At 62.9% G+C, this 19210-nt stretch carries 20 protein-coding genes, 1 tRNA gene and 1 other RNA gene; 7 read left to right on the top strand and 15 right to left on the bottom strand.

Annotation, left to right across the window (positions count from 1 at the left end; all coding sequences use genetic code 11):
- Window positions 1–41: 41 nt before the first annotated feature.
- The gene (locus B0E46_RS07270; RefSeq protein ID WP_077555111.1) at window positions 42–629 is read left to right on the top strand and encodes a BglII/BstYI family type II restriction endonuclease; all 588 of its coding nucleotides are present in this window, start codon (window positions 42–44) and stop codon (window positions 627–629) included.
- Here B0E46_RS07270 and B0E46_RS07265 read toward each other — a convergent pair.
- The 4 genes from B0E46_RS07265 to ssrA all read right to left on the bottom strand — a co-directional run bounded on the left by B0E46_RS07265 (window position 601) and on the right by ssrA (window position 4765).
- A complete protein-coding gene (locus B0E46_RS07265) occupies window positions 601–1269 on the bottom strand; it encodes an MT-A70 family methyltransferase (protein ID WP_077555110.1) in 669 nt (222 codons plus the stop codon). The genes B0E46_RS07270 and B0E46_RS07265 overlap by 29 nt on opposite strands.
- A gap of 80 nt (window positions 1270–1349) precedes the next feature.
- Window positions 1350–2258 (bottom strand): hypothetical protein, encoded by a 909-nt coding sequence (locus tag B0E46_RS07260; RefSeq protein ID WP_077555109.1) that lies wholly within the window; start codon window positions 2256–2258, stop codon window positions 1350–1352.
- A gap of 385 nt (window positions 2259–2643) precedes the next feature.
- Window positions 2644–4305, bottom strand: a complete 1662-nt coding sequence (locus B0E46_RS07255; protein ID WP_077555108.1) for a site-specific integrase — start codon at window positions 4303–4305, stop codon at window positions 2644–2646.
- A gap of 105 nt (window positions 4306–4410) precedes the next feature.
- Window positions 4411–4765, bottom strand: a transfer-messenger RNA (tmRNA) gene (gene ssrA, locus B0E46_RS07250).
- 232 nt (window positions 4766–4997) lie between these two features.
- On the opposite strand from ssrA, the gene B0E46_RS07245 reads away from it, so the two are divergent.
- Both B0E46_RS07245 and B0E46_RS07240 read left to right on the top strand, forming a co-directional pair.
- The gene (locus B0E46_RS07245; RefSeq protein WP_077555223.1) at window positions 4998–5321 is read left to right on the top strand and encodes a cytochrome c; all 324 of its coding nucleotides are present in this window, start codon (window positions 4998–5000) and stop codon (window positions 5319–5321) included.
- Between the two features lie 18 nt (window positions 5322–5339).
- Window positions 5340–5693: a cytochrome c gene (locus B0E46_RS07240; protein WP_077555107.1), complete on the top strand. Its 354-nt coding sequence runs from the start codon at window positions 5340–5342 to the stop codon at window positions 5691–5693.
- A gap of 77 nt (window positions 5694–5770) precedes the next feature.
- Here B0E46_RS07240 and B0E46_RS07235 read toward each other — a convergent pair whose 3' ends face one another.
- A complete protein-coding gene (locus tag B0E46_RS07235; RefSeq protein WP_077555106.1) occupies window positions 5771–6379 on the bottom strand; it encodes an NfuA family Fe-S biogenesis protein in 609 nt (202 codons plus the stop codon).
- 155 nt (window positions 6380–6534) lie between these two features.
- Between B0E46_RS07235 and B0E46_RS07230 the strand changes: the two genes are divergently transcribed.
- Window positions 6535–6876 carry a 4a-hydroxytetrahydrobiopterin dehydratase gene (locus B0E46_RS07230; protein WP_077555222.1) on the top strand — a complete coding sequence of 114 codons (342 nt, stop codon included), beginning with the start codon at window positions 6535–6537 and terminating at the stop codon, window positions 6874–6876.
- On the opposite strand, the gene B0E46_RS07225 is transcribed toward B0E46_RS07230, so the two are convergent.
- Window positions 6877–7875, bottom strand: a complete 999-nt coding sequence (locus B0E46_RS07225; protein WP_077555105.1) for an RluA family pseudouridine synthase — start codon at window positions 7873–7875, stop codon at window positions 6877–6879. It abuts the gene before it with no gap.
- 332 nt (window positions 7876–8207) lie between these two features.
- Here B0E46_RS07225 and B0E46_RS07220 point away from each other — a divergent pair, with 332 nt between their 5' ends.
- Window positions 8208–11444, top strand: coding sequence for an Rne/Rng family ribonuclease (locus B0E46_RS07220; RefSeq protein WP_077555104.1), 3237 nt, complete (start codon window positions 8208–8210; stop codon window positions 11442–11444).
- A gap of 108 nt (window positions 11445–11552) precedes the next feature.
- Here the strand turns inward: B0E46_RS07220 and B0E46_RS07215 are convergent, their stop codons facing one another.
- Window positions 11553–12206, bottom strand: coding sequence for a response regulator (locus B0E46_RS07215; RefSeq protein WP_077555103.1), 654 nt, complete (start codon window positions 12204–12206; stop codon window positions 11553–11555).
- Window positions 12207–12365: 159 nt separating this feature from the next.
- The gene (locus B0E46_RS07210; RefSeq protein ID WP_254425079.1) at window positions 12366–12680 is read right to left on the bottom strand and encodes a hypothetical protein; all 315 of its coding nucleotides are present in this window, start codon (window positions 12678–12680) and stop codon (window positions 12366–12368) included.
- Between the two features lie 16 nt (window positions 12681–12696).
- Here B0E46_RS07210 and B0E46_RS17265 point away from each other — a divergent pair, with 16 nt between their 5' ends.
- A complete protein-coding gene (locus B0E46_RS17265; protein ID WP_139350457.1) occupies window positions 12697–12882 on the top strand; it encodes a hypothetical protein in 186 nt (61 codons plus the stop codon).
- Window positions 12883–12910: 28 nt separating this feature from the next.
- On the opposite strand, the gene B0E46_RS07205 is transcribed toward B0E46_RS17265, so the two are convergent.
- From B0E46_RS07205 to tpiA, 3 genes are all read right to left on the bottom strand, one after another.
- Window positions 12911–12995: transfer RNA gene (locus B0E46_RS07205), tRNA-Leu, on the bottom strand.
- Between the two features lie 11 nt (window positions 12996–13006).
- Window positions 13007–13462, bottom strand: coding sequence for a preprotein translocase subunit SecG (secG, locus tag B0E46_RS07200; RefSeq protein ID WP_077555101.1), 456 nt, complete (start codon window positions 13460–13462; stop codon window positions 13007–13009).
- A gap of 6 nt (window positions 13463–13468) precedes the next feature.
- Window positions 13469–14236, bottom strand: a complete 768-nt coding sequence (gene tpiA, locus B0E46_RS07195) for a triose-phosphate isomerase (RefSeq protein WP_077555100.1) — start codon at window positions 14234–14236, stop codon at window positions 13469–13471.
- Between the two features lie 126 nt (window positions 14237–14362).
- Here tpiA and B0E46_RS07190 point away from each other — a divergent pair, with 126 nt between their 5' ends.
- On the top strand, window positions 14363–15172 hold the full coding sequence (locus tag B0E46_RS07190; RefSeq protein ID WP_077555099.1) for an SDR family oxidoreductase: 810 nt from the start codon (window positions 14363–14365) through the stop codon (window positions 15170–15172).
- Between the two features lie 27 nt (window positions 15173–15199).
- Here B0E46_RS07190 and B0E46_RS07185 read toward each other — a convergent pair whose 3' ends face one another.
- The 4 genes from B0E46_RS07185 to orn all read right to left on the bottom strand — a co-directional run bounded on the left by B0E46_RS07185 (window position 15200) and on the right by orn (window position 19203).
- The gene (locus tag B0E46_RS07185) at window positions 15200–16132 is read right to left on the bottom strand and encodes a 2-oxoglutarate and iron-dependent oxygenase domain-containing protein (protein ID WP_077555098.1); all 933 of its coding nucleotides are present in this window, start codon (window positions 16130–16132) and stop codon (window positions 15200–15202) included.
- A gap of 102 nt (window positions 16133–16234) precedes the next feature.
- Window positions 16235–17587, bottom strand: coding sequence for a phosphoglucosamine mutase (glmM, locus tag B0E46_RS07180; RefSeq protein ID WP_077555221.1), 1353 nt, complete (start codon window positions 17585–17587; stop codon window positions 16235–16237).
- An 89-nt stretch (window positions 17588–17676) separates the two neighbouring features.
- A complete protein-coding gene (gene folP / locus B0E46_RS07175) occupies window positions 17677–18585 on the bottom strand; it encodes a dihydropteroate synthase (RefSeq protein ID WP_174567066.1) in 909 nt (302 codons plus the stop codon).
- Window positions 18586–18636: 51 nt separating this feature from the next.
- Window positions 18637–19203 carry an oligoribonuclease gene (gene orn, locus B0E46_RS07170; RefSeq protein ID WP_077555096.1) on the bottom strand — a complete coding sequence of 189 codons (567 nt, stop codon included), beginning with the start codon at window positions 19201–19203 and terminating at the stop codon, window positions 18637–18639.
- Window positions 19204–19210 lie beyond the last annotated feature (7 nt).

The raw sequence follows: 19210 nt of genomic DNA, 5'->3' as shown, positions 1-19210 counted from the left end.
TTGGGTCGATAGGATCCGGTGATCATTACCGGTTGTCTTTCATGCCCATTAGCGCCCTGTCACCCTTCATCCAAAACAACTACGAAGTCCACGAATGGCGCCACGCCAGCGCTATTTTGGCGTCTGACTTCCCCCAGGAGCTCGCTGACATTCAGGCGGTGCTTAAAGGGTTCCGACTTCGTAGAAGCGAGGTGCTGACCCCGGGCGGCAGCAAGTCCGATATTGCCGGATGGATCGACGGCGCCCTAGAAGCTCGCGGCTGGGTTGAAAAGAAATTCGAGACCCAGATCAAGGTCGATGACCACATCATGGACACACCGACCCATAAGGTCGATTGTGTCAAAAACCGCGTGGCGCTCGAAATCGAGTGGAACAACAAAGACCCGTTTTTTGATCGAGACTTGAACAACTTCCGCCTGCTGTTCGAGCTGCGCGCCATCAGTGTGGGCGTCATCATCACCCGGTGTAGCGAGCTCCAGACCATCTTTAACGGCTTAGGCCGGGGCAGCTCTTACGGGAACAGCACCACGCATATGCTCAAGCTTCTCCCCCGCATTGAAGGCGGCGGCGGGGGCGGCTGTCCGTTGCTGGTGTTTGGGATCACTCCCCGGCTTTACGTCGAGGACTAGCCGGCTTCTTGTGGCTCTGCGAGTGGTTGGCGTAGGTATCCCAGGTCGGCTCATATTCCTCCGACTGGTTGCCCCAGACCTTCCACCCCTTTCGGGGGCCACGGGCGAACATCTCAAGGAACGGACCGGGGCTACAGGCTTCAATCAGCGGGTATTGCTCGTCCGGCTTGCGCGAGTGTTCTCGCTTTTGCGTGCCCAGGAAGTTCACTTGACTGCGGCCGGGTGGAAGCGTCCGCGCGTTCTTTCCTCGCACACCGAAAAGGATCAGTTCCGTCGTGTTGCGAAAATAGAAGCCGACCCCTCGTCCATCGGGCCCGCCGTCCTTGCGGACCTTGTGCCAGACCAAGTTGCTTTTGTATTGAAACCCCCAGGCTTCCATGACCTTGAGGCCATCGGGCAGCAGCGCATTGGGCACCCACAGATACAGGTGCGCGGTTGGCGCGACGACCTGCGCCACTGGCAAGGCCATGATTTCGTCAAGGGTCATGGTGCCGTAACGGTTCAGGCGCTTGTGTTCCGGCGCCATCTTCCCGGTGCGGTTCTGAAACCGCCAGGGTGGATCCGCTAGGACGGTCGCAAATTGCTTGCCCTTGGCAGCGTTGAGGAGGTCGGCGCCAGGATCCAGTTGTTTCGGGGTCACAGTGTTCCAGGGTCAAAAATGCGATCCGCAATGATAGCCGTTGCGGATCTCAAAACCCCAGACTTAGGACCGGAAGAACATCACAGCAACACGCGCCGACGCTGCGCCTTTGCCGCTTCCACCTCTTGATCATGGCGGCTTGCCGCCAGTTGGGAAGCTTTGGCTTGATCAGGCAGCAGGATCACCAGGGTTCGGATCTTTGTGTAAACCAGTCGATCGTGTTGATCGACATGCCAGGCGGTCAGCAACGGATCGGCGCCCTTGGTCAGGCGTGCCGCCGCCGTGCGTAGGCGCTGGCGGAACTGCGGCAGGGCGAGGCTCGACCCGCAGAGGCGATGGAGTTCCTTCAACGGCCACGGAAACGCCTTATCGTTGCTCTGGGTCGAGATGAAGTCATGGAGCCAGAGTGCCAACTGTGACCTGCCCAACGTGGCTTTGCGCTTGAGGTTAATCACCGCCACTTCATCGCGCAGCAAGTCGATCATGCGTGCCTCAATGGCAATCGAAATTGCCCCGGTCGTCTCGTCCATGGTCAACGCGCCCAGCAGGCTGTCGCTGAAACGCTGGCGCTTAGTGCGGAGCTCAATTTGTCCCGCCTGAAGCTCGGTGAGTGTGTCCCACACCCAGCACCGCATGGTGCGGCTGGTGTCGTCACGCTTGCCTGCGGCATCGAGGAGCTTGCGGCGATTGGTCACCAACTGCTGCTGCCCTTCCAACTCTGGCGCGCCACTGGCGGCGTGTTGTTCGAGAAGCAGCGCCACGACAGATTGCCAAACCAAGTTGTGTTGCTGATGAAGACGGGGGCCCGTGTAAGTCAGTTCAATGCCGGGACCGGCGGGAAGCTTGACCCGTTGAAGCGTCAGGCCGGTTCGCTCTTGAACGCTGAATAAGGCACTACGCGCAAAACCCAGCGGCAGGCCAAGGTGCGCACGCGGCGCAGCGCGGTCGGTTTCAACGCGGAGGATGGTGCGGAAGAACGGCGACGGCATGGCGCTTAACCTTGGCGAAGGCAAGCCGCCCTCTCCTAGGTTGTAGTGAATTTTCGGCTGGCCGGAAGCCCCCGAGGGGGGAATAGTTGCTACGAAAAGGGGGAATAGTTGCTACGGGTGGGGGGAACAGTTGCTATTTGAATGCCTGGAAACCATTGCTGGGCTTGGCTTTCCGGGTTCCATAGATAACAGCTTTAGATTTTAAGCTCTAGACAAAAGCTTTAGAAAAGAGACGCGCCGGCAGCGCGCACTTTTTTTGATGGGACGAAAAAGCAGCTGGGCCAAGCCCAGCGCGTGGGTTCAGGTGGGGCGGCGCCCCACACCCCACCACTAGGGACAAGAGCGGCGGAGCACGGCCTAGGCCGTGCCGTGCCGGGGGCGCGGGTCAGGCTTTACTGCTGCGTCTGGCACGACCGTCCACCGCCGCTTTGCGGCGCTGGACCTTCTTATGCTTGGTGAAGAAGGCGGCGAAACGGCCCGCGGCATACGGGGCCACAGGCGGCAGATCGAAGACCACGGCGCTAACGGTCGCCAGTCGTTCCAAGAGGCTCGGCGCGTCGATGTAGTGCTCGCGTAGGATGGAACCGCCAGTGCTGTGCCCCGTGATCCGCGCAATTCTTGCTTCTGAGACCCCGGCGCGGTCGGCTTTCGTGCTGAAAGAATGCCTAAAGCAATGAAAAACCTGGCCCGCGTCGAAGCCGCACACCGAACGCAAATAGGTGCGGTTGAACCAGTCGCCAACAGTGTCGCCAGGCTTGGCGCCTAGACCCGGAAAAAGCCGATCAGCACCCGCCGCGATCGCATCCGCTCGATAGTCGAGCAAGCCAGCAGCAATCAGCGCGGGATGGAGCGGCACGAACCGGCGCGACTGCGCATTTTTCAGGTGCTGCCCTTCCCCGGCGGCGGTGATATGTAACCCCCAGATACCCGCCACCTCCTCAACATCTGCCGCGCGAAGTTGGGCCAGCTCCTGGGCTCGCGCTCCGGTGTAGAGCGCCAGGAGCGGAAGCCACCACCGGCTGGGCGTATCGCAATGCTTGGCGCGGCGCTCGGGGTCAAAAATCGTTGCCAGTTCAGCATCCGAGAACGCCCGGCGCGTCCGGGTTTCTTCTTCCGCCCGGGTCATCACATGAAGACCAGCGGCGGGATTATCATCGAGCTCCTTCCGCCTCACGCACCATTTGAAAAATTTGCGCAAGCTATCGAGATGCTTCTCCTGGGTGCGTTGGGAAATCACTCGGCCGCCGAGCTTCTTTGCCTTCTTCACGATGGCAGCAGGTGTCAGATCCTTAAAAGCTGCCTGCTTGGTCGCATTGGGCGGCCAGTGTTGGATGGCATCGAGAAACTTATCCATGTCGGTCGCTTCTACATCCCGCACTGGCTTATCCCCGACCACGGACAACAGGATACGCAGCGTAAAAGTCGTGTCCAGGATGTTGGCGGCAGAAGGCTTTTTCTGTCGAAACTGGGTCAGAAAAAGCGGGATGTTTACTGACAACAGGGGCGACGGGCGCGCGGATTGAACCGGGGCGGCCGGCGCCACGGCGCCATGAAAATGGACGGCCATTTGCGCAGCCATTTCCATCGCCCGCCTGTGATCTTCTTCCGTGCCGTCCGTGGTCAGGGTAAACGTCCCATCCGGCCCCATTTGCTGGGTGTAGTGAAACACTTCATCGCCCGCGCCGTTTTGAATGCGCACCGGCGGGGGTGTGTGATCGCCAGGCGCAAACGGGTCAACCTCATCCGCCAGTGCTTCAGGGGGCGGCAGCGATGAGGCCAGCGGCGCATAGCCCACGCCATGCTTGAGCATCATCGGGCCGGGTAGTGTTTTGCGTTTCTTGACCATCGGCATCCCTGCGCGCAGTGCGCCAATTGACTGCGCTAGATTGTAACCAAATTGGGCAGCGGTCAGCCTGGCGGCATCGCCGGCGAGGTTGCCAAGGCTGCGCACGAGATAGCGCCTACCGAAGGCGGCGCGACAATCGAGCGGTATCAGGAAGCGCACATAGAGGCCCGAGGGGCGGCGCAAAAAGTGGGGCTTTGGCATAAAACGATACCCAAAACGATACCTGTCTAAAGGGCGTTTTGAGTATCGTTTTAACCAGAAAAAGCTCGACAGATCAGCGGTTTACTGCTAACCTGTCGATAGGACTGGTGGAGGTGGCGGGAGTCGAACCCGCGTCCGAAGGCGTTAAATGCCCGGATCTACATGCTTAGCTCACCGTTCGATCTCGTTCCGCGACAAGCACGGTGGGCAAAGCGCACCGCGAAACCAGCCTGATTGATCTGACCTAGTACCGCCAGGCGGCAGTCTTCGGCGATCCCGTGATAATGACCCTACACCGACGAGCACGAGCACAAGTGGGTTCGGGGCTTACGCCTTAAGCGGCGAGAGCGTAGTTGTCGTCGTTGGCAACTATGAGTTTGCTGCTGGATTAACGAGGAAAGCTGCCCCCTCGGCATGCACCAAGTCATCTCACTACCCCCGTCGAAGCCAGGACACCCCCGGGGAAAACGATATGACCCGACAAGTATATGGGGCTTGTGGTCACGGCATCAATGGCATTCGCTAGGGGCGGCCATCACCGCGGGCGAAGGAGCACGCACACAACGGTGGTGAGTAAGCGCTGCACGAACATTGGCCACGGCAAAGCTGAATGTTGTTCACGCGTGAATGCAACGTCTATACTTGCCGACTTATATCACCCTGTACCCGTCGCACTCGTGGGAATGATCTCGATGACTCGACTGCAATTGCTGGGCCTGGCCGTGGCCACAGCCTTCTTCGCCACTGCCAGCGCACACGCCGAAGGCGACAAGGCCGCCGGGCGCAAACTGATCTATACGTGCGCTGGTTGCCACGGTGTGCCCGGTTACACCAACGCCTACCCGCAGTATCCGGTGCCAAAGATTGCCGGGCAGAACGAGCAATACATCATCAATGCGCTGCATGGTTACCAGAGTGGCGGCCGCACGCATCCGACCATGGATGCACAGGCGCAGAGTCTGTCCGATACGGACATTCAGAACATTGCCGCCTACCTTTCCAGCCTCGCCAAGTAGTTGCCAAGGACCCTCCGCATGAAACGTGCGCTTTCCCTGATGTCATTCGGCGCCATGCTGGTGCTCGCTTCCACCCATTTGATGGCCAGCGGCAATGCCGAAAACGGCAAGCAGAAGGCTGCCACCTGCTTCGCCTGCCACGGTGTCGATGGCAATGCCGTCGATCCACAGTACCCGCGCCTGGCTGGCCAGTACAACACCTACCTGCAGCATGTACTGCATGAGTACAAGGACGGCCAGCGTGACAACCCGATCATGAAGGGCATGGTGGCCACCCTGTCCGACCAGGACATCGAGGACGTCGCCGCGTACTTCTCCGGCCTGCCGACCAAACTCGACACGCTGCAGGGTCACATCAGCGGCGACAAATAAGTCCACTTGATCTGATGACATAAAAGCAAAGGCCCGCTGCAGCGGGCCTTTGCTTTTGGTTGATTCGCAAGGCCGGCTCAGGCGATCGCGGACTTGCCTTCAGCCTTGTTGTAATACGGCTTCTGCCCGGAGGCATGATCGGTCGCATCACGTACCGCAGTGATTTCGGGCACTCGCTCGCGCAAGGTCTTTTCCACGCCCTGCTTCAGCGTCACGTCGACCATGCCACAACCGTGGCAGCCACCGCCGAACTGCAGCAGCACCGCACCGTCGGCGTCGATCTCCAGCAAGGTGACCCGGCCGCCGTGCGAGGCCAACCGGGGATTGACCTCCGATTCCAGGACATAGCGCACACGTTCGATCAGGCCGGCTTCAACGCCAGGTACGTCGCCCTTGATCCGCGGCGCGCGGATATTGAGTTGACCGCCAGTGGCATTCGGCTCGTAATCGATCGTGGCATGGTCCAGCCAGCTGGCGCTGTCGCCATCAATATGGAAAAGAAAGCCGGCGCACTCGATCGTCCACTCGCCGCCAGCGAGATCGGCCGCCTCACAGAACTCCAGCTCGCAGTTGGCCGCCGCGGTACCGGCAGCCGTTACCCGCAACCGGATGCCCAGATCATCGATGCCCTGTTGTGAAAGAAGCCGCAGGAAGTGCTGCTGCGCGCGTTCGGAAATATCGATCATGCCTGCTCCAAGGACGCCAAACGGGTGCTGGCAAACCTCGCCAGCGAAACAGCACCATTTTAGTCCTGTTTCAAGTCTGGTGCGCGCTTTGACTTTTGCGCGCGCAACTTCGACCCTGCGCATCCTTTAGACTTTCAGCACTCATGGAGATCCACATGAACGCCAACGACCTGGCTACCCTGCACTGCCAACCGCGCAAGGGCAAGGAACATGCGCTCGATGCCGCGCAGATCAATGACTTTCTCCAACAGGTGCCGGGCTGGCAGCTGCACGCCGATGGCCACGCCATCGTCAAGGATTTCAGGTTCGCCGACTTCCGCCATACGCTGGGCTTCATCAACGCGGTCGGCTTCATGGCCAACCACGAGGATCATCACCCGGATATCGAAGCCGGCTACGGCCATTGCCAGCTGCTGTGGTCGACCCACGACGTAGGCGGCCTGTCGCTGAACGACTTCATCTGCGCCGCGCGGGTCGAAGCGCTGCTGGCGCGCTGATCAGAAGTCCGTGCGCGACTTGTCCCGTGTGTAGACCAGTCGCTTGCCCTTGACTGAGAGCGCATCGAGAAAATCTTTCAGGTCATCCGGCAGCGGTGCGGAAAAGCTGTAGGCGCGCCCGTCCAGCTCGAAGCTCATGTGCGCGGCGTGCAGGAACATCCGGTTCAGGCCCATCTCGCGGAAACGCTTGTTCATCTCCTTGTCGCCGTACTTCGGATCACCAGCCAATGGATGGCCGATGTGCGCGGCATGCACGCGGATCTGGTGGGTCCGTCCGGTACCCAGGGTGGCCTGCATCAGGCGGGCACCGGGGTACTGCTCCATTTCGCGGAAAAACGTCAGCGACGGCTTGCCGTTGTCTGCCACCCGCACCATGCGCTCGCCGCCCTGCAGTACGGATTTCAGCAGCGGCGCGTTGACATCGAACTTGGCCTTGGACGGGTGACCGAGCATCAGGCACAGATATTGTTTGGTGACTTCGCCGGCACGAATCGCCGCCTGCAGGCCGGTCAACCCGGCCCGCGTCTTGGCGAAGACCAGCACGCCGCTGGTATCGCGATCCAGCCGGTGCACCAGTTCCATGTGCTCCTGTGGCCTTGCGGCCCGCAGCAGCTCGATCGCGCCATGGCTGACCCCGCTACCGCCATGACTGGCCACCCCGGCCGGCTTGTCGATGACCAGGAAGTGCTTGTCTTCGAAAATGATGGCGTCAGCCACCGAGGCGACCAGGCCCGTGGCCGGTGCGTTGCCTTCGGGCCGTTCGGCCACTCGTACGGGCGGAATTCGCAGCATATCACCAGCTGTGAGACGGGTGTCCGGCTTTGCCCGCTTGCCGTTCACGCGCACCTGACCGGTGCGCAACAGCCGGTAAATCATGCTCTTCGGTACACCTTTGAGCATGGTCACCAGCGCGTTGTCGATGCGCTGCCCGTCTCGCTCGGGGCCAATCTCGACTTGACGTACACCGTGAGGTGCGTCGGGGGAAGTTACCGTCTGCATTGAAAAAAACCTGCTGAAATAGGATACTCGGTGGGCGCTACATTCTGCCCATCGATGTCTGGATCGGGTCGAGTGCCCGCCCGTAACGTCGGCGAGGATTGCGCCGGTTGCCTTGGCGGCCGGTCGCGGCTCCCTTTCATCGTAACGGTTCGGGCTGCCGTTTGTCCGATGCCATTGAGGTATCGGGGCGGCAGGCGCAGCTGACCGAATCATCCCGACACCGGTAACGGTGCCGTTTTTTTGCCGCTTTACCGCAGCGGCGCGATCCCCGGCAGGCCGCCATTGTGGCGCCACCGTGGCACGCGACGCGCGGCAAGCCGAGGATAACTAGCATGAAACGTATGTTGATCAACGCGACTCAGCGTGAAGAGTTGCGCGTGGCCATTGTCGATGGCCAGAACCTGTACGACCTGGACATCGAAATCCCTTCGCGGGAACAGAAAAAGTCCAATATTTACAAAGGTCGCATCACCCGTGTCGAGGCTTCGCTCGAAGCCTGCTTCGTCGAATACGGCGCCGAACGCCACGGTTTCCTGCCGCTGAAAGAAATTTCCCGTGAGTACTTCACGGCAGGCCTGGATCCGCACAAGGCGAACATCCGGGAGCTTATCAAGGAAGGCCAGGAAGTCGTCGTTCAGGTCGAGAAGGAAGAGCGCGGCAACAAGGGCGCCGCCCTGACCACCTTCATCAGCCTTGCCGGCCGCTACATGGTGCTGATGCCGAACAACCCTAAGGCCGGCGGCGTTTCGCGCCGGATCGAGGGCGAGGATCGGCAGGCGCTGAAGGAAGCGCTGGAGCACGTTACCGTACCCGACGATGTCGGTCTGATCGTGCGCACCGCCGGCCTTGGCCGCGACGCCGAGGAGCTGCAGTGGGATCTCGATTACCTGCTGCAGCTGTGGAAATCGATCTCCGAGGCGGCCAACAAGCAAAAGGCGCCCTTCCTGATTTACCAGGAATCGAAGCTGTTCATCCGCGCCCTGCGCGACTACCTGCGCAGCGACATCGGCGAGATCCTGATCGACGAGGAGTCGCTGTACAACGACGCCCGCGACTTCATGCAGCAGGTGATGCCAAACGCGCTGCGCAAACTCAAGCTGTACAAGGACGACACTCCGCTGTTCACGCGTTACCAGATCGAGACGCAGATCGAGAGCGCGTTCGACCGCCAGGTTCGCCTGCCCTCCGGCGGCTCGATCGTGATCGACCAGACCGAAGCGCTGACCGCGATCGACATCAACTCCTCCAAGGCCACCAAGGGCAGCGACATCGAGGAGACCGCGTTCAACACGAATTGCGAGGCCGCGGTGGAAATCGCCCGCCAGGCGCGCATCCGTGACGCCGGCGGCCTGATCGTGATCGATTTCATCGACATGGACAGCCCCAAGCACCAGCGCGAAGTGGAAGATCGCCTGAAGGAAGCGCTGAAGCTCGATCGTGCCCGCGTGCAGATCGGCCGCATCTCGCGCTTTGGCCTGCTCGAGATGTCGCGTCAGCGCCTGCGCCCGAGCCTCGGCGAAGCGACCCAGATCGTCTGCCCGCGCTGCGAGGGTCATGGCCACATCCGCGGCGTGGAATCGCTGTCGCTGTCGACCCTGCGCCTCATCGAAGAACACGCGATGAAGGACAATACCGGCCAGGTGCTGGTGCAGGCCCCGACCAGCGTGGCCAACTTCCTGCTCAACGAAAAGCGCGCCAGCGTGGTGGAGATCGAACTGCGCCACAAGGTGCACGTGATGATCGTCGCCGACGAGAAGCTGGAAACGCCACATATCGAAATCCAGCGCATCCGCGAAGCCGACATGGGCGAGCACAGCAAACCGAGCTACGAGCGGTTGACCACGGTGGAAACGGCCGAACTGCCCAAGATGGGCCAGGCCCTGGGCAGCAGCGAACAGCCGGCGGTCAGCGGCATCGTGCCGTCCAGCCCGGCGCCGTTGCGCGAGGAAGTTGCCGCACCCGTCGCTGCAGCCCAGCCAGTTGCCCGCCGCCAGCCGACGGCGGTTGCCCAGGCAGCAGCCCAACCGGCCCCGTCCGGCGGCGTCATCTCGCGACTGTTGGGCTGGTTCCGCAGCGCCGAACCGGCTGCGCCCACGCCGGCGCCCCGGCGTGCCGATGGCAACGACAATTCACGCGAGCGCCGCGACGAACGCATGGGTCGCAACAATACCCAGAACACCTCGACGCAGCGATCGCCCCGGCGCGAATCCGCGCAGCAGCCTGCGTCGAAATCAAACCCGACACAGCAGCCGAAGAACGCGCGTCAACGCAATAACGAGCAGCCGCGCCAGCCGCAGCAGCAGACGCAAGCTCCGGCAGCCAAGGCGGAACGCCAGCCCAAGCCGGCCGTAAACGGGAACAACCCCGCACGCACTGAGCGCAAGCCCAATCCGCCGCAGCAGCCCAAGACCGAGCGTCCGCCACGTCCGGCCGGCAACGAGCGCCCGGCAGCCGTATCGCCAAGCGATGCCGCCAAGGAAGCCGAACTGCTGCTCGCACCGCTGCCGGAATCGACGGCACCGGACTCTGCCGATACGCCGGCAGACACTGATGGAAGCCAGTCGCGGCGCCGTCGCGGCCGTCGTGGCGGTCGCCGTCGCCGTCGTCATGACGAAGCTGCGCCGAACGGCACGAATCTCGATGCCGTGGAAGCGCTCGACGACGAAGACCGTGATGAGGCCATCAGCCCCGCCGAGGCCGACCAGCCACGCACCCGCAGCCAGCCACCATCAGCGGATGCTGTCGTGGCCGCAGGCACAACGGCTGCCATCGCCGGTCCCAGCGTCACGAATAGCGCCATGCCTGTTCAAGCGGCGGCACCGGTCGGTGCACTGCCTGAATCACGCAAACCGGACGCGCAGACGTCTGCGGCACCGATAACCGAGGCACCGACCGAAAAGGCTGCGGCAACGGATACGATGACGAACAGTCAGCCACAGAAGCCGCTCGTCTCACCTGCAGCGACCGTTGCGGTCGCCACACCTGCCGTTGCGGCGTTCAACCTGCCCACCCTGCCGCCCATTCCTGACCAGGTCAGACCGGTAGCCAATGTCGCCGTAGCAGACGAGCGTGCCAACGCAGCATCGCCCGCCGCTCCTGCTGCACCCGTGCCGCAGGTCAACCGGCCGCCACAGCCCTCGACCGTCACTGCCGTCACTCATACCACCGATGCAGCCAACAACCGGATCAGCGAGAGCGCGCCGGTACCCGCATCCGTCGTCGTACCTGCTGCTGCGCCTGTCGCATCCGAAGCACAAGCTGCAGCTGTTGTGAGCGCTCCAACAACCCCGGTTGTTGTCGCACCGGCTGTCCAGGTCCGGCCTGCAGCCATCGCCGTTCCAGCAACCAGCCCGATCAGCCAGCCAGCGACGGTCAACACGCCGGCAGCTGCCGTGACCACTGCGGCTGACGTACCCTCCCCAACGACCGCTGCCGTACCGCAGCCCAAGCAGGGCGACCTGCTCGCTCAGCCCGCCCACCCGGCTACGCCGGCTGCACCACGCGATGAGGCAGTCAAGCCGATGGCCGCCGCGGCTGATGAAGCGCACAAGGATGACTCGCACGGTTGAGCCATCCGTGGCGAGGATCGAGCAACAAAAAACCGGACTGCGTGTCCGGTTTTTTGTTGCCGTGAATTGGCAGCGCCAACGATGGGGCACTCTATCCGGGATAACGGGTCAGACACCCACCTGATGATTCGGGGTATCGATCAGGCCGTGCACCGTCATCAGGTGCGCAAGACTCAGCACATGGTCCACCTGCAGCTTTTCCATCAGGCGCTGCTTGTACGTCGACACGGTTTTCGGACTCAGGTTGAGCTGCTCGCCAATGACGGTCAACGGCTTGCCACGCACCAGCATCATCGCCACTTCGAGCTCGCGGCTGGACAGCACGTCGAACGGTGACGCGCTGCCATCCAGCGTAGCCAGCGCCAGCTGCTGGGCCACCGCCGGCGCGAGGTAGCGCCGGCCATTGGCCACCTGGCGCACGGCAGACACCAGCTCCTCGGCACTGCAGCCCTTGGTCAGGTAGCCGAGCGCACCGGCATCCAGCAGCCGCTTGGGAAAACGCGCATCGTCCACCACCGTGACAATGACGATATGGGTGGACATCTTCGACCGGCACACGCGCTCGGTGAGTTCGATGCCACTCATGCCGGGCATGTGCACGTCGACCAACGCGATATCGGGGCTCAGCGTGCGTATCAGCCGCAGACCTTCTTCGGCACTCCCCGCTTCACCGCAGACGCAGATATCCGCCTGTTGCTGCAGGATCATCCGGAAGCCGGTACGAACCAGCTCGTGATCGTCCACCAGGACAACATTGATCACTTCACTCCCCTCCTTGATTGGGCCGTGCGAACTCAGGCTGCAAAATGCTCGACGGCAAAACCGGCTGCTGCACCCATGACCATCCTGCGAGCCGGCAGCGCTTCATATCCGGACTTCATACATGGTACTGCGACATCAGGCTGTTTTTCTGCGCAGCAGTCAGGCCGCAAGCGAGCTGTCGACGCTCATTTCATCGCTGCCCGAATAGCGGGCCAGCACGATCGCCAAGGTCGGGCCAGGCATCTCGACGCAGACGGAACGACCTGCGCGCCGATATTCGTCACGTGCGAGCTCCCTTGCCAGCTTGATCGCCGCACCCAGCTGCAGATCGCTGAACAATGCGATATGGCAGCGACAGATCTTCCACCCGCCGGTTCCCGAAGGTTTGAGTGAAATAGTCAGCATGGCTCTGCCCCTGCTCCATGAAAAACCAGACGCGGTACGACGGCCGGACCAGCCGGCTTCATCGTTCATGGGAACGCAATGTGCCATGCCAAAAACAGCCGATATGTCAGTTGGCACCTACAAGCCATGTGCGGGAATCACGGTGCACATGCCTGTAAATGCGGATGCCGTGCCTGCCGGGGACACGCCTGTCATTGGCACGCTTGTTCGCCCTGAGCATTCGCCAGATACAAAAAAACCGCCCGATGGCGGTTTTTCTGCTTCTGCATGATCCCAGTGAGGGTCACTGAAATCCTTATTGGTGCCCAAGAGGGGACTCGAACCCCTACGACTTACGTCGCTACCACCTCAAGGTAGTGCGTCTACCAGTTCCGCCACCTGGGCAGGTGTGTTGCTCAGTGCTTCTGGGCCGGCGGTGTGGCTGCCGGCACCTCGCCCTTGGTCGGGGCGGGAGTTGTTGCAGGTTGTGCAGCCGGTACGGCATTGCCGGTAGCGGCAGGAGCCGCCGCCGGCACCTCCGTCCCCGCCGGTGCAGCCGGAGCCGCCTGCTGTGCCGCCGGTTTGCTGGCAAGGCCGGCCATCACGCCCAGATCATCGGTCTTGCCGCTATGCGGTGCACCGTTGACGTGGAGATAGATGCCCATGCTGAGGCTGAGCAGGAAAAACAGCGAGGCCAGCACGCTGGTGGCACGGGTCAGGAACGTGGCCGAGCCACGCGCACCGAACACCGTCGCCGACGCGCCGCTGCCGAAGCCGGAGCCTGCATCGGCGCCCGCGCCGTTCTGCAACAGAATCAGCACGATCATCGCCGCAGCGATCAGGATGTAAAACACGCTGAAGATGACGAACATGATTATTTATTGAGCCTGTAGCGCCTGATGCGCCGCGGCGCAGATTCCAAGGAAGTCGGACGCGGCCAGCGAGGCCCCACCGATCAGTCCACCGTCCACGTCCGCCTGCGCGAACAATTCCGCGGCATTGGCCGCCTTGACACTGCCGCCGTAAAGCAGTCGGGTCAGACGGGCAATCATAACATCTTCCTTTTCCAGTTGGCTACGAATGAAGGCATGAACTTGCTGCGCCATCTCCGGTGTGGCGGTGCGACCGGTGCCGATGGCCCAGACCGGCTCATAAGCGATCACCGCCGTGTCGAAGCTGGCAATGCCGTTGAGAGCGAGCACGGCCTGCAGTTGGCGTGCGATGACGGCTTCGGTCTGACCGGCTTCGCGTTGCTCCAGTGTTTCGCCGACACACAGGATCGGAGTGAGGCCGCCCGCCCGCGCCGCCGCGAACTTGCGTGCTACCAGTTCATCGCTCTCGCCGTGATACTGGCGGCGCTCGGAATGGCCGACCAGCGCCCACTGCGCACCGACATCCGCCAGCATCGCGGCGGAAACCTCACCGGTATAGGCCCCCTGCCCCTCGTGCTCGCTGACGTCCTGCGCGCCCACGCCCAACCCGGAGTCGGCATGCTGCCAGGCCAACTCGGCGAGATAGGGAAACGGCGGAAACACGACCACGTCGACGGACGCCGGCTTGGCCGCGACAATCTCGTTTACCAGGCCGGTGGCCATCGAACGGCTGCCGTGCATTTTCCAGTTGCCCGCGACAAGTTTCCTGCGCATGGTCTGCTTCCGCTGCGATCAAACCGCAAGCTTACCGAGGGGTCGCCGCATCGGCAAACATGCGCGACGGCTGGCGCCCGCGCATGCGCACGGTCAAGAATGGCCGTCCGCCATCCAGGAATGCCCATGTCGCCCAGCCGCCCCCTCAGTCTGATCACCGGCGCCTCTGCCGGCATCGGTGCCGCATTCGCCCGGCACCTGGCCGCGCTCGGCCACGACCTGGTACTCACCGCGCGGCGAATCGACAGGCTGGAAACACTCGCCGCCGAACTGCACGAAAAGCATGGCATCGCCGTGACCGTGCTGCCGAACGATCTTGCCGACCCGGCTGCACCGCAAGCCTTGTGCGATGCGTTGCGACAGCGTGGACTGCAGGTGGACTGGCTGATCAACAACGCAGGCTATGGCGTGCCCGGCTCGTTCCTGGCGAACGACTGGAAAACCCATGCGGACTTCCTGCAAGTGCTGTTGACGGCCCCTACCGAACTGGCATGGCGACTGCTGCCCGGCATGCGCGAGCGCGGCCATGGCCGCATCATCAACGTGGCCTCGCTGGCCGGGCATGTGCCCGGGCCGGCCGGGCATACCTTGTACGCCGCGTCCAAGGCCTACCTGATCAAGTTCTCGCAATCGCTGTCGCTGGAAAGCCGCGAAGCTGGCGTGAACGTCTGTGCGCTGTGCCCGGGTTTCACCTGGTCGGAATTCCACGACGTCACCGGCACCCGCGACAAGATGAACCGGATGCCAGGCTTCATGTGGCTCAGTGCCGAAGAAGTCGTGCGCCAGGGCATCGCGGCGGTCGAACGCGGCCAGGCCGTATATATCCCTGGGCGCGTCAACCGGGCGATCAAGACGGTCGTGCAACTGATGCCGGATCGGCTGGCGATGTGGCTGTCCGCACGCGAATCGAAGCGCTACCGGAATGCCGATGCCTAGGGCGGTCGATCCGGCAGTGCCCCGCGTTCAGATCAGCTTGATCTCGCGCAGCCGCTGCATCAGATACTCATGCGAGTTGATCGACGTGTCGTAGCGGCGCGGATTGTCCGGGGTGATGCAGGAGTCGAGCGGATCCAGCACGACGTCCGGATTCGGATGCAGGAAGAACGGCACCGAATAGCGCGGCTTGCGCGCGTTGTCGTTCTGCGGATTGACCACCCGGTGCGAGGTGGACGGATACACGTGGTTGCTCAACCGCTGCAGCATGTCGCCGATGTTCACCACGATCGCATCGCCCTCGGTGGTGATCGGCAGCCATTCGCCGTCGCTCAGCACCTCCAGCCCCTCGGCGCTGGCGCCGACCAGCAAGGTGATGAAGTTGATGTCCTCATGCGCGCCGGCGCGCACGTTGGGGATGTTGTCCTGGGTGATCGGCGGGTAGTGGATCGGACGCAGGATCGAGTTGCCGACGTCGGTCTTGTCCTCGAAAAAGTTTTCCGGCTGATCGATGTGCAGCGCCAGCGCACGCAAGACGCGCGTGCCGAGCTGGTCCAGCGCCTCGAACAGGCCATAGCCGTACTGCTTGAAATCCGCCACTTCGGCCGGCCAGATGTTCGGCGGCATCACATCGGCGAACTTCGAGTCGCGCGGAATCTCGCGGCCGATATGCCAGAACTCCTTCAGGTCCGCGTACTGGCTGTCCTTGGCGGTTTCCACCTTGAACGGCGTATAGCCGCGCGCACCGCCGCTGCCGGCGATGTGGTACTTCATCTTGGTGTCGGTCGGCAGCGCGAAGAAGCGCTGGAAGGCATCGTACGAGCCGTCGATCAGCTCGCGTGGAATGCCGTGCCCGCTGATGCAGCAGAAGCCGAATTCGCGATAGGCCGCACCCAGCTCGGCGACGAAGGCGTCGCGGTCGGTGTCGTAACGGCGGATATCGAGGGTGGGAACATTCTTCATGATGGTTGTAGTCCACTAGGTTGGGCGTGCGGTCGATTCATCCGCCACCGCAGGGGCGGTGCACGTCGGGCCTGTCCATGGCGACCCAGTACAACTACAGGTTCACGAGCGTTCGGCTACGGATTTTACAATCTCCGCAAGCTTTTCCGCCAACTGCCGCACTTCCGCCGCATCGGCTGCCTCGATGGTGACACGCACCAGCGGCTCGGTACCGGAGGCACGCAGCACCACCCGGCCGCGACCGCGCAGGACCTGCTCCACTTCGGCCAGTGCCTGCTGCACCTCACGGCTGGCCAGCGCCTCGCGGGCACCGGCGGCACGCACGTTGAGCATCACCTGGGGCAACTTCCTCAACCCCTGCCGGGCCGTGGCCAGGTCCTGGCCGGACAGCGACAGCGCCTCCAGCACCGCCAGCGCAGCGACGATGCCGTCGCCGGTGGTGGCACGATCCAGGCACAGGATGTGGCCGGATGTCTCGCCACCCAGTACGCCGCCGTGCTGCCTCAACTGCTGCATCACGTAGCGATCGCCGACGTTGGCGCGGATCAGCGACACCTCGAGCTGTGCCAGAGCCAGCTGCAGGCCGTAATTGCTCATCAAGGTGCCCACTACCGGCCCCTCGAGCAGGCCGCGGGCATGCCAGCTGTGCGCCAGCACGTACAGAATGTCGTCACCGTCGGCCAGCACGCCATGCCGATCGACCAGCACCAGCCGGTCACCGTCACCGTCGAACGCGATACCCAGGTCCGCGCCATGCGCCAGCACGGCTTGCTGCAGGGCCTGCGGATGGGTGGAGCCGACTTCGCGGTTGATGTTGAAGCCATCCGGCTTGTCGCCGATCGTGACCACCTCGGCGCCGAGTTCGGCAAACACCTTCGGCGCCACCTGATAGGTCGCGCCATGGGCGCAGTCCAGCACCAGCTTCAAACCGCGCAGGCTGAAATCCTCAGCCACCGTCGCCTTGCAGAATTCGGCGTAGCGCGCCACCGCATCGCTGATCCGGGTCGCCTTGCCCAGCCGCTCGGACGGCACCGTGACGAAATCGGCATCGACTTCCCGCTCGATCGCCAGCTCGACCGCATCGGACAGCTTCTCGCCATTGGCGGAGAAGAACTTGATGCCGTTGTCATGATGCGGATTGTGCGAGGCACTGATGACGATGCCTGCGCTGGCGCGCATCGAGCGGGTCAGGAAGGCCACCGCCGGCGTCGGCATCGGCCCGAGCAGCCCCACGTCGGCGCCGGCCGCGACGAGCCCAGCCTCCAGTGCCGATTCGAACATGTAGCCGGAAACACGGGTGTCCTTGCCGATCAGCACCTTGGGCCGATCCTTGCCGTCTCGTGCAAGCACGCTGCCTACGGCACGGCCCAGCCGCAACATGAAGTCCGCGCTGATCGGCCACTGCCCGACCATGCCGCGAATGCCGTCCGTGCCGAAATATTTGCGTTGATTCATCGTGTGCTGCGATCCCAATGGGTTTCCCTGTCCCTGCGGCGAAGCATGGTACTGCGCCGCCCTCCTCAAACATTCATCTGCCACGGCGCTCAGTCGTCGTCGGGCCAGCGCGGCGCGGCGGTTTTCTCGTCACGTCGCGGCGCTGCATCGACCGCATGAACCGCCTGCCAGACTGCCAGCGCATCCACCGTGGCGGCCACATCGTGCACACGCACCATGCGGGCCCCTCGCTGAACCGCAATCAACGCGGCCGCCGCCGAGCCGGCGGCACGATCCGCAGGCTCGGCGCGACCGGTCAGCGTGCCGATCATCGATTTGCGCGACAGCCCGGCATACACGCCACTGCCCAGGCTGGCGAAGCGCTCCAGCGCACACAGCAGGGCCAGATTGTGCTCCAGTGTCTTGCCGAAACCGAAACCGGGATCGAGCATCACCTTGCGCCGGTCGATGCCGGCCAGTTCGCAGGCGAACAGCCGGTCGGTGAGGAAGCGGTGCACCTCGCCGACCACGTCGTCGTAGTGCGGATCGGCCTGCATGCTGCGTGGCTCGCCCTGCATGTGCATCAGGCATACCGGCACGCCCAGCTCGGCGACGGCATCCAGCGCGCCGTCGCGGCGCAACGCATACACGTCGTTGATCATGCCGGCACCGGCAGCCACCGCGGCACGCATCACCTCCGGCTTGGAGGTGTCGATCGCAATCGGCAACGTGGTGCGCGCGATCAGCTGTTCGATCACCGGCAGCACACGCCGCAACTCTTCCTCGACCGAGACATCCGCCGCGCCAGGCCGGGTGGATTCGCCGCCGACGTCCAGCATGTCGGCGCCCTCTTCCACCATGCACAGGCCGTGCGCCACCGCCGCATCCACGCTGGCGTGCGCACCGCCGTCGGAGAACGAATCCGGGGTGAGATTGAGGATGCCGACCACGCGCGGCCGATCGAGCCGCAACGGACGCCCGGCACAGTCCAGCACCGGCGCAAACAGATCGATCGACATGTTCAACTCCCAAACTGATCCGGCATCATGCCGATTGGCAACAGGTCAATGTCAGACCTCGACCTGACCGCCCAACTCGCCCATGTAGCTGCGGTAGTGACGCAACTCGGCAATCGAATCGCGGATATCCGACAACGCCGTATGCGCCGATTCCTTGCCGAAACTCTTGGCGATGTTCGGCGCCCAGCGCCGGGCCAGCTCCTTGAGCGTGGAGACATCCAGGTTGCGGTAATGGAAATAACGCTCCAGCCGCGGCATCTGCCGGTGCATGAAGCGCCGGTCCTGGCAGATCGAGTTGCCGCACATCGGCGACTTCCCCGGCGGCACCCATGCGCGCAGGAAATCGACCGTGGCCTGCTCGGCCATCGCGTGATCGGTCTCCGAGATCAGCACCTGTCGCCACAGGCCGGACTTGTGGTGCTGGTTGCAGTTCCAGCTGTCCATCGACTCCAGCCGGTCGATTTCATGACGGATCGCGAAGACCGGTCCTTCGGCCAGCACGTTGAGATGCTTGTCGGTGACGACCGTGGCGATCTCCAGAATCGAGTCGTTGTCGGTATCGAGGCCGGTCATTTCCAGATCGATCCAGATCAGGTTGTCTTCGTGGGCTTGGCTCATGAGCTCT

Source organism: Rhodanobacter sp. B04, from assembly GCF_002001125.1.
Classification (GTDB): Bacteria; Pseudomonadota; Gammaproteobacteria; order Xanthomonadales; family Rhodanobacteraceae; genus Rhodanobacter.
Note: the sequence above shows the minus strand (reverse complement) of the source record. Positions and strands in the feature narration are given on the sequence as shown.

Excerpts from the sequence above, each read along its gene's own strand:
- B0E46_RS07270 (WP_077555111.1), top strand. The coding sequence starts at position 42 with ATGCCCATTAGCGCCCTGTCACCCTTCATCCAAAACAACTACGAAGTC.
- B0E46_RS07260 (WP_077555109.1), bottom strand. The coding sequence starts at position 2,258 with ATGCCGTCGCCGTTCTTCCGCACCATCCTCCGCGTTGAAACCGACCGC.
- B0E46_RS07255 (WP_077555108.1), bottom strand. The coding sequence starts at position 4,305 with ATGCCAAAGCCCCACTTTTTGCGCCGCCCCTCGGGCCTCTATGTGCGC.
- B0E46_RS07245 (WP_077555223.1), top strand. The coding sequence starts at position 4,998 with ATGACTCGACTGCAATTGCTGGGCCTGGCCGTGGCCACAGCCTTCTTC.
- B0E46_RS07240 (WP_077555107.1), top strand. The coding sequence starts at position 5,340 with ATGAAACGTGCGCTTTCCCTGATGTCATTCGGCGCCATGCTGGTGCTC.
- B0E46_RS07235 (WP_077555106.1), bottom strand. The coding sequence starts at position 6,379 with ATGATCGATATTTCCGAACGCGCGCAGCAGCACTTCCTGCGGCTTCTT.
- B0E46_RS07230 (WP_077555222.1), top strand. The coding sequence starts at position 6,535 with ATGAACGCCAACGACCTGGCTACCCTGCACTGCCAACCGCGCAAGGGC.
- B0E46_RS07225 (WP_077555105.1), bottom strand. The coding sequence starts at position 7,875 with ATGCAGACGGTAACTTCCCCCGACGCACCTCACGGTGTACGTCAAGTC.
- B0E46_RS07220 (WP_077555104.1), top strand. The coding sequence starts at position 8,208 with ATGAAACGTATGTTGATCAACGCGACTCAGCGTGAAGAGTTGCGCGTG.
- B0E46_RS07210 (WP_254425079.1), bottom strand. The coding sequence starts at position 12,680 with ATGAACGATGAAGCCGGCTGGTCCGGCCGTCGTACCGCGTCTGGTTTT.
- B0E46_RS17265 (WP_139350457.1), top strand. The coding sequence starts at position 12,697 with ATGCCAAAAACAGCCGATATGTCAGTTGGCACCTACAAGCCATGTGCG.
- secG (WP_077555101.1), bottom strand. The coding sequence starts at position 13,462 with ATGTTCGTCATCTTCAGCGTGTTTTACATCCTGATCGCTGCGGCGATG.
- tpiA (WP_077555100.1), bottom strand. The coding sequence starts at position 14,236 with ATGCGCAGGAAACTTGTCGCGGGCAACTGGAAAATGCACGGCAGCCGT.
- B0E46_RS07190 (WP_077555099.1), top strand. The coding sequence starts at position 14,363 with ATGTCGCCCAGCCGCCCCCTCAGTCTGATCACCGGCGCCTCTGCCGGC.
- B0E46_RS07185 (WP_077555098.1), bottom strand. The coding sequence starts at position 16,132 with ATGAAGAATGTTCCCACCCTCGATATCCGCCGTTACGACACCGACCGC.
- glmM (WP_077555221.1), bottom strand. The coding sequence starts at position 17,587 with ATGAATCAACGCAAATATTTCGGCACGGACGGCATTCGCGGCATGGTC.
- folP (WP_174567066.1), bottom strand. The coding sequence starts at position 18,585 with ATGTCGATCGATCTGTTTGCGCCGGTGCTGGACTGTGCCGGGCGTCCG.
- orn (WP_077555096.1), bottom strand. The coding sequence starts at position 19,203 with ATGAGCCAAGCCCACGAAGACAACCTGATCTGGATCGATCTGGAAATG.